This is a genomic window from Pseudomonas sp. Root401 (assembly GCF_001425105.1).
Classification (GTDB): Bacteria; Pseudomonadota; Gammaproteobacteria; order Pseudomonadales; family Pseudomonadaceae; genus Aquipseudomonas; species Aquipseudomonas brassicacearum.
Window position 1 is genome coordinate 42,399 of sequence record NZ_LMDO01000027.1, and the last position, 11,555, is coordinate 53,953.

General features: G+C 60.3%; 11 protein-coding genes. 10 read left to right on the forward strand and 1 reads right to left on the reverse strand.

Annotated features, from left to right (window positions below; all coding sequences use genetic code 11):
- The first annotated feature begins 81 nt into the window (after window positions 1–81).
- Window positions 82–1,494, forward strand: a complete 1,413-nt coding sequence (locus ASC85_RS19990; protein ID WP_057451031.1) for an aspartate aminotransferase family protein — start codon at window positions 82–84, stop codon at window positions 1,492–1,494.
- A gap of 84 nt (window positions 1,495–1,578) precedes the next feature.
- On the forward strand, window positions 1,579–1,806 hold the full coding sequence (locus ASC85_RS19995) for an MbtH family protein (protein ID WP_028237696.1): 228 nt from the start codon (window positions 1,579–1,581) through the stop codon (window positions 1,804–1,806).
- A 139-nt stretch (window positions 1,807–1,945) separates the two neighbouring features.
- On the opposite strand, the gene ppsR is transcribed toward ASC85_RS19995, so the two are convergent.
- A complete protein-coding gene (gene ppsR, locus ASC85_RS20000) occupies window positions 1,946–2,764 on the reverse strand; it encodes a posphoenolpyruvate synthetase regulatory kinase/phosphorylase PpsR (RefSeq protein ID WP_057451032.1) in 819 nt (272 codons plus the stop codon).
- A 184-nt stretch (window positions 2,765–2,948) separates the two neighbouring features.
- Here ppsR and ppsA point away from each other — a divergent pair, with 184 nt between their 5' ends.
- The 8 genes from ppsA (at window position 2,949) to ASC85_RS20040 (ending at window position 11,072) form a co-directional block, all read left to right on the forward strand.
- Entirely contained in the window at window positions 2,949–5,324 is a 2,376-nt protein-coding gene (gene ppsA, locus ASC85_RS20005) for a phosphoenolpyruvate synthase (protein ID WP_057451033.1), read from the forward strand.
- A 158-nt stretch (window positions 5,325–5,482) separates the two neighbouring features.
- Window positions 5,483–6,472: an alpha/beta fold hydrolase gene (locus ASC85_RS20010; RefSeq protein WP_057451034.1), complete on the forward strand. Its 990-nt coding sequence runs from the start codon at window positions 5,483–5,485 to the stop codon at window positions 6,470–6,472.
- A 126-nt stretch (window positions 6,473–6,598) separates the two neighbouring features.
- A complete protein-coding gene (rraA, locus tag ASC85_RS20015) occupies window positions 6,599–7,090 on the forward strand; it encodes a ribonuclease E activity regulator RraA (RefSeq protein ID WP_003199517.1) in 492 nt (163 codons plus the stop codon).
- Window positions 7,091–7,115: 25 nt separating this feature from the next.
- Window positions 7,116–8,111 (forward strand): zinc transporter ZntB, encoded by a 996-nt coding sequence (locus tag ASC85_RS20020; protein ID WP_057451035.1) that lies wholly within the window; start codon window positions 7,116–7,118, stop codon window positions 8,109–8,111.
- A gap of 63 nt (window positions 8,112–8,174) precedes the next feature.
- On the forward strand, window positions 8,175–8,420 hold the full coding sequence (locus tag ASC85_RS20025; RefSeq protein ID WP_003199521.1) for a hypothetical protein: 246 nt from the start codon (window positions 8,175–8,177) through the stop codon (window positions 8,418–8,420).
- A 2-nt stretch (window positions 8,421–8,422) separates the two neighbouring features.
- Complete coding sequence (locus ASC85_RS20030; RefSeq protein WP_003199523.1) at window positions 8,423–9,247, forward strand: mechanosensitive ion channel family protein; 825 nt, start codon at window positions 8,423–8,425, stop codon at window positions 9,245–9,247.
- 91 nt (window positions 9,248–9,338) lie between these two features.
- Window positions 9,339–9,929: an RNA polymerase sigma factor SigX gene (sigX, locus tag ASC85_RS20035; RefSeq protein ID WP_003183614.1), complete on the forward strand. Its 591-nt coding sequence runs from the start codon at window positions 9,339–9,341 to the stop codon at window positions 9,927–9,929.
- Window positions 9,930–10,037: 108 nt separating this feature from the next.
- Complete coding sequence (locus ASC85_RS20040; protein WP_057451036.1) at window positions 10,038–11,072, forward strand: OmpA family protein; 1,035 nt, start codon at window positions 10,038–10,040, stop codon at window positions 11,070–11,072.
- Window positions 11,073–11,555 lie beyond the last annotated feature (483 nt).

Consider the following 11,555-nt stretch of genomic DNA (forward strand, 5'->3'; position numbering starts at 1 on the left):
ACAGGAAACCTGCATGTGCGCTCCGACCGGAGACGCACCTGTGCGGTGTGTCATTACTTCAGCGTATTGCGGGGTCGAGGGATGTCAGTCGCCAACAGTCTTATCGAAGCACAGCCGGCCCGGGTCAACCCTGCGCCGGCCGAGACGCTCTACCAGTTCAATGAGTCGCCGCTGCTGGCCCGCCAGAGTCGGCAGGAGTCCAATGCCCGCAGCTATCCACGACGGATTCCCCTGGCTCTCAAGCGCGCCAAGGGGCTGTATGTCGAGGACGTCGAGGGTCGCACCTTCATCGACTGCCTGGCCGGCGCCGGCACCTTGGCGCTGGGGCATAACCATCCGGTGGTGATCGAAGCGATCCAGCAGGTGCTGGCCGATGAGCTGCCCTTGCATACCCTGGACCTGACCACGCCGGTCAAGGACCGTTTTGTCCAGGACCTGTTCGGCCTGTTGCCGGCAGAGCTGGCCGCCGAGGCGAAGATCCAGTTCTGCGGCCCCACCGGTACCGACGCGGTGGAAGCCGCCCTCAAGCTGGTGCGCACCGCCACCGGCCGCAGCACCGTGCTGTCGTTCCAGGGCGGTTATCACGGCATGAGCCAAGGGGCGTTGAGCCTGATGGGCAGCCTGGGGCCGAAGAAACCCTTGGGCGCCTTGCTCAGCAGCGGCGTGCAGTTCATGCCCTATCCCTACGATTACCGCTGCCCGTTCGGCTTGGGCGGTGTGGCGGGCGTGAAGGCCAATCTGCATTACCTGGAAAACCTGCTGAATGACCCCGAGGCCGGCGTGCAATTGCCGGCAGCCGTCATCGTCGAAGTGGTGCAGGGCGAGGGTGGGGTGATTCCCGCCGACCTGGACTGGCTACGCGGCTTGCGGCGGATCACCGAGCAGGCGGGGGTGGCGTTGATCGTCGACGAAATCCAGAGCGGCTTTGGCCGTACCGGCAAGATGTTTGCGTTCGAGCACGCCGGGATCATCCCCGACGTGGTCGTGCTGTCCAAGGCCATCGGTGGCAGCCTGCCGCTGGCTGTGGTGGTTTATCGCGACTGGCTCGACACCTGGCTGCCGGGTGCCCACGCCGGGACCTTCCGTGGCAATCAGATGGCGATGGCCGCCGGTTCCGCGGTGATGCGCTATCTGCAGGAGCACGACCTGCCGGCCCACGCCGCGGCCATGGGCGAACGCTTGAGCGAGCACCTGCGCATCCTGCAGCGAGACTTCCCGCAACTGGGCGATATCCGCGGTCGCGGGTTGATGCTCGGCGTCGAACTGGTGGACCCGGCGGGTAAGCCCGACGCCCTGGGCCATCCGCCGGTGTATGCACGGCTGGCGCCACGGCTGCAACGTGAATGCCTCAAGCGCGGGCTGATCCTGGAGCTGGGTGGCCGGCAGGGCGGCGTGGTGCGGTTCCTGCCACCGCTGATCATCACAAGGGCGGAAATCGACCGGGTTGCCGAGATTTTCGGGCGAGCCCTGCAGGCGGCGGTCGTCGAGGCCTAATTTTCACCCGGGCCCGTACGTTCCTTTCATATCCTGGCTGCGCATGCGCCGCCGCGAACCTCGAGCAAAGATGGAGAGACACCCATGACTTCAGTATTCGACCGCGAGGACATCGTCTTTCAGGTCGTGGTCAACCACGAAGAACAGTATTCGATCTGGCCAGACTACAAGGCTGTTCCCGAAGGCTGGCGTACCGTCGGCAAAAGCGGGTTCAAGAAGGAATGCCTGGCCTACATCGAAGAAGTCTGGACCGACATGCGCCCGCTGAGCCTGCGCAAGAAGATGGAGGAGCAGGCGGCTGTGGCTCATTGATACAACGGTTGTAAGAACGCCTCAACCCTTGTGGGAGCGAGCCTGCTCGCGATAGCGGAGTGTCAGTCAACATTCATGTTGCTGAACCACCGCTATCGCGAGCAGGCTCGCTCCCACAGGGTTTTGTGTTGTTGCGGGGTTACTTGAACCGCCGCTCCACCCCTTTCTCCACCAGGATCTTCGCCGAAATCTCTTCCACGGAAAAATGCGTGGAATTGATGTGCGGAATATTCTCCCGCCGGAACAGGTTTTCCACCTCGCGCACTTCGAACTCGCACTGGGCATAGCTCGAATAGCGGCTGTTGGGCTTGCGCTCGTTGCGGATCGCGGTGAGGCGGTCCGGGTCGATGGTCAGACCGAACAGCTTGTGCTGGTGGGCGCGCAGGGCGCTGGGCAGTTGCAGGCGCTCCATGTCGTCTTCGGTCAGCGGATAGTTGGCCGCGCGGATGCCGAACTGCATCGCCATGTACAGACACGTCGGCGTCTTACCACAGCGCGACACCCCCACCAGGATCAGGTCGGCCTTGTCGTAATAATGCGTGCGCGCGCCATCGTCGTTGTCCAGCGCGAAGTTGACCGCCTCGATCCGCTCCATGTAGTTGGAGTTGTGGCCAATGGAGTGGGATTTGCCGACCGAGTAGGAGGAATGCTCGCTCAGTTCCTGCTCCAGGGGCGCCAGGAACGTGGAAAAAATGTCGATCATGAAACCATTGGACGTTGCGAGAATCTCACGGATGTCCTGATTGACGATGGTATCGAAGATAATCGGGCGGAAACCGTCGGTTTCGGCGGCTTTATTGATTTGCTGTACCATGGCCCGCGCCTTGTCGACGCTGTCGATGTACGGCCGTATGAATTTGGCGAAGGTAACGTTTTCGAACTGTGCCAACAGGCTTTGGCCTAGCGTTTCGGCCGTAATGCCGGTGCCGTCGGAGATAAAGAAAGCAGATCGTTTCATTTGCGCCTTGGGCCTTAAGCTAGTGAGCTAGTGACGATTCTTGGATATGATAGGCGCGATTTGCTGGCCGCCAGTGGCCCGCATTCTCACTTATTTTCCAGGTCCAGGCCATATCGCCGGTCATCGCTCCCCTGGAGCCACCGGTGCCTTGAGCTTTTCCAACACAGTTAGTGGAGAGATCACCTTGGTAGAGTACGTAGTTTCCCTCGATAAGCTCGGCGTCCATGATGTGGAGCATGTGGGGGGCAAGAACGCATCCCTGGGCGAGATGATCAGCAACCTCGCCGGTGCCGGCGTATCGGTGCCAGGTGGCTTCGCCACGACCGCCCAGGCTTATCGTGATTTCCTGGAACTGAGCGGCCTGAACAAGCAGATCCACGATGCGCTCGATGCCCTGGACGTCGATGACGTCAATGCCCTGGCCAAGACCGGTGCCCAGATCCGCCAATGGATCATGGAAGCCGAGTTCCCCGAGAAACTGAACGCCGAGATCCGCACCGCGTTCGCCAAGCTGTCCGAAGGCAATCCCGACATCGCCGTTGCCGTGCGTTCCTCGGCCACCGCCGAAGACCTGCCGGACGCCTCCTTCGCCGGCCAGCAGGAAACCTTCCTGAACATCCGTGGCGTGGAAAACGTCATCCGTGCCGCCAAGGAGGTCTTCGCCTCCCTTTTCAACGACCGTGCCATTTCCTACCGCGTGCACCAGGGCTTCGACCACAAGCTGGTTGCCCTGTCCGCCGGTGTGCAGCGCATGGTCCGCTCCGAAACCGGCACCGCCGGCGTGATGTTCACCCTCGACACCGAGTCGGGCTTCCGTGACGTGGTGTTCATCACCGGCGCCTACGGCCTGGGTGAAACCGTCGTGCAGGGCGCGGTGAACCCGGATGAGTTCTACGTCCACAAAGGCACGCTGCAAGCCGGTCGCCCGGCCATCCTGCGCCGCAACCTGGGCAGCAAGGCCATCAAGATGATCTACGGCGACGAAGCCAAGGCCGGTCGTTCGGTGAAGACCGTCGACGTGGACAAGGCCGAGCGCGCGCGTTTCTGCCTGAGTGACGCTGAAGTCAGCGAACTGGCCAAGCAGGCGATGATCATCGAGCAGCACTACAAGTGCCCGATGGACATCGAATGGGCCAAGGACGGTGACGACGGCAAGCTGTACATCGTGCAGGCCCGCCCGGAAACCGTGAAGAGCCGCACCCAGGCCAACGTCATGGAGCGCTACCTGCTCAAGGAAACCGGCACCGTGCTGGTGGAAGGCCGCGCCATCGGCCAGCGCATCGGCGCCGGCAAGGTGCGGATCATCAAGGACGTCTCGGAGATGGACAAGGTCCAGGCCGGCGACGTACTGGTCTCCGACATGACCGACCCGGACTGGGAACCGGTGATGAAGCGCGCCAGCGCCATCGTCACCAACCGCGGCGGGCGTACCTGCCACGCGGCGATCATCGCCCGTGAACTGGGGATCCCGGCAGTGGTCGGTTGCGGCAACGCCACCGAGCTGCTCAAGGACGGCCAGGGCGTGACCGTGTCCTGCGCCGAAGGCGATACCGGCTACATCTTCGAAGGCGAACTGGGCTTCGACATCAAGAAGAACTCCGTGGACGCCATGCCGGACCTGCCGTTCAAGATCATGATGAACGTCGGCAACCCGGACCGCGCCTTCGACTTCGCGCAACTGCCGAACGCTGGCGTGGGCCTGGCCCGCCTGGAGTTCATCATCAACCGCATGATCGGCGTGCACCCCAAGGCGCTGCTGAACTACGACGGCTTGCCGCAGGAAATCAAGGACAGCGTCGACAAGCGCATTGCCGGCTACAACGATCCGGTCGGTTTCTACGTCGAAAAGCTGGTGGAAGGCATCAGCACCCTGGCGGCGGCGTTCTGGCCGAAAAAGGTCATCGTGCGCCTGTCGGACTTCAAGTCCAACGAATACGCCAACCTGATCGGCGGCAAGCTTTACGAGCCGGAAGAAGAAAACCCGATGCTGGGCTTCCGCGGCGCTTCGCGCTACATCAGCGAATCGTTCCGTGACTGCTTCGAACTCGAGTGCCGCGCCCTCAAGCGCGTGCGCAACGAGATGGGCCTGACCAACGTCGAGATCATGGTGCCGTTCGTCCGGACCCTGGGCGAAGCGAGCCAGGTCGTCGACCTGCTGGCGGAAAACGGCCTGGCCCGTGGTGAAAACGGCCTGCGCGTGATCATGATGTGCGAGCTGCCGTCCAACGCGATCCTGGCTGAAGAATTCCTCGAGTTCTTCGACGGTTTCTCCATCGGTTCCAACGACCTGACCCAGCTGACCCTGGGCCTGGACCGCGACTCCGGGATCATCGCGCACCTGTTCGACGAGCGGAATCCGGCGGTCAAGAAGCTGCTGGCCAACGCCATCGCCGCCTGCAACAAGGCTGGCAAGTACATCGGCATCTGCGGCCAGGGCCCTTCGGACCACCCGGACCTGGCCAAGTGGCTGATGGAGCAGGGCATCGAAAGCGTTTCGTTGAACCCGGACTCCGTGTTGGAAACCTGGTTCTTCCTGGCTGAGGGTCAGGCGGCGGTCTGATCGAGTGAAGGGGCCTCACCGGTAATGTAAGCCGGATAACCTTTGTGGGAGCGAGCTTGCTCGCGATAGCGGAGTGTCAGCCAAGATTATTTTGCTGATCCACCGCCATCGCGAGCAAGCTCGCTCCCACAGTCGTCTTTTTTTTGTGCAAGAAGATCATGCAAAGCAGCAGCAACCTCTTTCCTGTCGCCCTGATCAGCGCCGAGCGGCGCGGTGATCTGAGCGAAGACGTCTATCGCTTGAAACCCGGCAACAGCCCGGACGCCAGCGTCGAACTGGCCGTCACCCGGCTGGGCATGGCCGACGCCTGCGAAACCCGTGGGGTCCCGGTGATCCTGTTGCACGGCAGTTTTTCCAATCGGCGCTTCTGGTATTCACCCAAGGGCCTGGGCCTGGGCGCGTACCTGGCACGCCTGGGGTTCGATGTCTGGATTCCAGAGATGCGCGGCCATGGGTTGTCCCAGCGCAACCTGGGCTATCGCAACAATCGGGTGGCCGACTACGCCCGCTACGACTTGCCGGCCATTGGCGCCTTCGTGCGTGAGCAGAGTGGGCAAGTGCCCCACTGGATCGGTCATTCCCTGGGTGGCATCACCCTGGCGGCCGCCTTGGGCGGCCATTACCTGGGCGAGCCGGCGGTGGCTTCGGCGGCGTTTTTTGGTACCCAGGTCAGCCGTACCTACTGGCCGCTGAAGATTCCGCCAGTGGAGTGGAGCGGTCGCTTCATTCTCAAGCGTTTTGCCCAATTGTCCGGTTCAAGGCTCAAGCGCGGCCCCGAGGACGAGCCCATCGGCCTGGCCCTGGAAAGCATGCGCTGGTACGGCCTGTTCGGACGTTTCGGCGATGCCGAGAAGAACTGGTGGGCCGGGTTGGCCGATGTCCAGTTGCCGGTATTGGCGGTGAGTGCCACAGGCGATCACCAGGATCCGACCTGGGCGTGCCGCAAGCTCTTCGATCAGATTGGTTCCGAGCAAAAGCAGTTTGTCTGCCTGGGCCGGGGACAAGGTTTCACCGATGACTTCGGTCACGTCGAGATGCTGGTCAGCAAGGCTGCGCATCTTGAGGTCTGGCCGCTGGTGGCGCGTTGGCTCAAGGATCAGCAGGCCCCTTTGCTGGCCGCACAGCCCCAGTTGGCCGAGGCGGTTTGAGGCGAAGGCTCTGACAAGGGCATTTCGCTCTGGTCGGCTTGCGGCTAAGATATGACGCTTCAAGCGGTTCCAGTCACAAACGGTTGCTCATTCAGTCTGACGTTCCAGCCTTTCAGGAGTTGTTCGATGAACCATTACCTCACGCCCGACCTGTGCGACGCCTACCCGGAACTGGTGCAGGTGTTAGAGCCGATGTTCAGCAATTTCGGCGGTCGCGATTCCTTCGGCGGCGAAATCGTGACCATCAAGTGCTTCGAGGACAACTCGCGGGTCAAGGAGCAGGTTGAACTCAAGGGCAACGGCAAGGTGCTGGTGGTCGATGGCGGCGGTTCCCTGCGTCGGGCGCTGCTGGGGGACATGCTGGCGGAAAAAGCCGCGAAAAACGGCTGGGAAGGGCTGGTGGTCTACGGTTGCATCCGCGATGTCGACATCATTGCCCAGACGGACCTCGGGGTCCAGGCCCTGGCCAGTCACCCTATGAAGACCGACCGGCGTGGCGTCGGCGAACTCAATGTGCCGGTGACCTTCGCCGGCGTGACGTTTCGCCCGGGCGAGTATGTCTATGCGGACAATAACGGCGTGATCGTCTCGCCAAGCCCGCTGAAAATGCCTGAATGAAGCAGTACAGCCATAAGGGATGAGGATGTTCGAGGAAGAAAACGCGCAATGGGGGCTGGTGCATGCCCTGGTGCTGGACGGTAAAGGCGGCGCGCGTTCCATAGCCCGGACCGAACTCGACGATTTGCAGCTGCAGGCCCATGAAAGCCTGTGGCTGCACTGGGATCGCAGTCATCCGCAAACCCACACCTGGCTGCGAAAATCCAGCGGCCTGAGTGAATTCAACTGCGACCTGCTGCTCGAAGAGAACACCCGGCCGCGGCTGTTGCCGTTGCCCAACGCCGAACTGCTGCTGTTCCTGCGGGGGATCAACCTCAACCCGGGTGCCGAGCCTGAAGACATGGTGTCGGTACGGATCTTTGCGTCCGCCCAGCGGGTGATCTCCCTGCGCCTGCGTCCGTTGCGCGCCACCGATGAGCTGCTGGCGCAGCTGGCCGAGGGCAAGGGCCCGAAAACGGCGTCCGAACTCATCCTCTACATGGCGCAATACCTCACCAATAAGGTGCAGGACCTGGTCACCTGCCTCTCCGAAATCGTCGATACCGAGGAAGAAAAAATCGATACCGACGAACGGTATACTCCCGAGCACGACGCCATTTTGCACATCCGTCGAAGGGCCGCCGGGCTCAAGCGATTCCTGGCGCCACAGCGGGATATCTTCGGCCAGATGACGCGGCTCAAACTGCCATGGTTTTGCGACGATGACGGCGACTACTGGAACGAATTGAACAACAGTCTGACCCGTTACCTCGAGGAGCTGGAATTGACTCGAGAGCGCGTGGGGCTTGTGCTGGAGGCCGAAGACCGGCGCCTTTCGGTGCGCATGAATCGCACCATGTACCGCTTTGGCATCATCACCGGGATTTTCCTGCCGATGAGTTTTCTTACCGGCCTTCTGGGGATCAATGTCGGCGGCATTCCGTTTTCCGCAAGCCCCTACGGTTTCATGGTCGCCTGCCTGCTGATGATCTGCGTGGCGATGGGGCAGTGGTGGTTGTTCCGTCGTTTGCGCTGGGTGTGATGGGGTTTCATGTGACCCGACGAAATTTGATCGCGTCTTCCACAGACATCACGAGAGGTGCGTATGCACGATCCGTTTGAACAGTCTTTGCGCGACATGCTCAAGGCTTCGCCGTCCAGCCGGGACGACGATGCATGCCTGGGACGTGTACTGAAAACCGCCAACCGCCAGGTCGGCGCAGGCGATCTGTTCAGCCTGCTGGGCCGCTGGTTGCCCGCGCTGATGATCGCCCTGAATAACGGATCGGCCCATCTTTCGCCGGTTTCCCGCCGTAAACCTGTTACTCGCACCGCTGATAAGGCTGATTGAATATGGAACTTGATCTCTGGACCCAGAGCCTCGTCACGGCAATGACTGCGTTGTGGACCAAAGTAGCTAACTTCATCCCGAACCTCTTCGGCGCCCTGGTGGTGCTGCTGTTGGGCTTTGTCGTGGCCAAGCTGCTGGACACGCTGCTGTCCAAGCTGCTCGCCAAGCTGGGCCTCGATCGCCTGATGGGCGGCACCGGCCTGACCAAGTTGCTGTCCCGTGGCGGCATCCAGGTACCGATCTCGACCCTGGTCGGCAAGATCGTGTATTGGTTCGTATTGCTGATTTTCCTGGTTTCGGCAGCAGAATCCCTTGGCCTTGAGCGAGTTTCGGCTACGCTCGATATGCTCGCATTGTATTTGCCGAAGGTTTTTGGTGCTGCGCTGGTGTTGCTGGTCGGCGTTCTGCTGGCGCAACTGGCCAATGGGCTGGTGCGCGGCGCGGCCGAGGGCGTTGGGCTGGACTACGCCGCTGGCGTAGGGCGAATTGCCCAGGGCCTGGTGATCATCATCAGTATTTCGGTGGCGATCAGCCAGTTGGAGGTCAAGACCGACCTGCTCAACCACGTGATCGTGATCGTTTTGATTACCGTTGGTCTGGCGGTTGCGCTGGCAATGGGATTGGGCAGTCGTGAAATCGCCGGTCAGATCCTGGCGGGAATCTATGTGCGTGAATTGTATGAGGTTGGGCAACAAGTGCGTGTTGGCGAGGTCGAAGGCCAGATCGAAGAAATTGGCACGGTGAAGACCACATTGCTGACCGAGGAGGGCGAGCTGGTGTCGCTTTCCAATCGGATCCTGCTGGAACAGCATGTGAGTAGCCGCTAACCCGGCAAACCCTGCTAATGTATGCCGCCGCAAAATGCCTGCTATCGCAGGCTGCGGCGCACATTGACCTAGACTGTCGGCCCGACTTGTTTTGAACAAACCCCAATCGCTATCTACGCGCTACGACCCCCGTGATCTCTCCGATGAGGAGTTGGTCGCGCGCGCGCATACCGAGCTGTTTCACGTAACGCGCGCCTATGAAGAATTGATGCGCCGCTACCAGAGAACATTATTTAACGTTTGTGCACGATATCTCGGGAACGATCGCGATGCTGACGATGTCTGTCAGGAGGTGATGTTGAAGGTGTTGTATGGGTTGAAGAACTTCGAGGGGAAATCGAAGTTCAAGACCTGGCTCTACAGCATCACCTACAACGAATGCATCACGCAGTATCGTAAGGAACGGCGAAAGCGTCGCTTGATGGACGCTTTGAGCCTGGATCCTCTGGAGGAAGCGTCGGAAGATAAGGCGCCCAAGCCCGAGGAGAAGGGGGGACTCGATCGCTGGCTGGTCTATGTGAACCCGATCGATCGGGAAATTCTGGTGCTACGATTTGTCGCAGAGCTGGAGTTCCAGGAGATCGCAGACATAATGCATATGGGTTTGAGCGCGACAAAAATGCGCTACAAGCGCGCTCTTGACAAATTGCGTGAGAAATTTGCAGGTATTGCTGAAACTTAAGTTCGGCGCAAATATCTCTTACGTGTAGGCAAGTTCTGATAGACTTGCCGCCGAGTTGTCCCCCGGTTTGCGGGACTGCTTCACAATCACCAGATGGGGATTTAACGGATGAAACTGAAAAACACCTTGGGCTTTGCCATTGGTTCTTTGATTGCTGCCACTTCGTTCGGCGCTCTGGCACAAGGCCAAGGCGCAGTTGAAATCGAAGGCTTCGCCAAGAAAGAACAATTCGACAGCGCTCGTAACTTCAAGAACAACGGCAACCTGTTCGGCGGTTCGGTTGGTTACTTCCTGACCGACGACGTTGAGCTGCGTCTGGCCTACGACGAAGTGCACAACGCCCGTACTGACGACGGCACCAACGTCAAAGGCGCCAACACCGCTCTGGACGCTCTGTACCACTTCAACAACCCAGGCGACATGCTGCGTCCTTACGTCTCTGCCGGTTTCTCCGACCAGAGCATCGACCAGAATGGCAGCAACGGCCGTAACCGTTCCACCTTCGCCAACGTTGGCGGCGGCGCCAAGCTGTACTTCACCGAGAACTTCTACGCCCGTGCCGGCGTTGAAGCTCAGTACAACATCGACCAGGGCGACACCGAGTGGGCTCCAAGCGTCGGTATCGGTGTGAACTTCGGTGGCGGCTCCAAGCCTGCTGCTGCTCCAGTTCCAGCTCCGGCTGAAGTCTGCTCCGACAGCGACAACGATGGCGTGTGCGACAACGTCGACAAGTGCCCTGACACCCCAGCCAACGTAACCGTTGACGCTGACGGCTGCCCAGCTGTTGCTGAAGTCGTACGTGTTGAGCTGGACGTGAAGTTCGACTTCGACAAGTCGGTTGTCAAGCCTAACAGCTACGGCGACATCAAGAACCTGGCTGACTTCATGAAGCAGTACCCATCCACCAGCACCACTGTTGAAGGTCACACTGACTCCGTCGGTCCTGACGCTTACAACCAGAAACTGTCTGAGCGTCGTGCAAACGCCGTTAAGCAAGTTCTGACCAACCAGTACGGTGTTGAATCGTCCCGCGTTCAGTCTGTTGGCTACGGCGAATCCCGCCCAGTTGCTGACAACGCCACTGACGCTGGTCGTGCAGTTAACCGTCGCGTAGAAGCGCAGGTTGAAGCCCAAGCTAAGTAATTAGCCCACAGCTTTGGAAAAGCCCGGCCTAGGCCGGGCTTTTCTTTGCCTGGGATTTATCAGGCGTCTGTGCCGGACGAAGCAAAACCTGTGGGAGCGAGCTTGCTCGCGATGGCGGCCTGGCAGCCGACCTTGCTCTTGCTGACTGAGTACATATCCGTTTTCGCGGTAACGGCTACTTATGGTTCCGCCCTGACGGCGGGTCACTTTCGAAAAGCGCGAAAGTAACCAAAGCGCTTCTGCCCCACCACTYGGCACCTCGCYTAGGCTCGGTGTGCCCTCACTCCGGCATTGCTCCGTGGGCCGCCGCGAAGGGCCATCCATGGCCCAGAGTGTGTAAAAACCGATAAAAACATCGTCGGCACGTAGTGCCGACAGGTGTTAGCCAACTGATTAAAACCTGAAGCGCTCTTGTGGCTCCAAACGGCCCCTACAAGCGCTAGCAAGGCTCCGTAGGCTTGATTAACGGGGCAAAACGGCAGG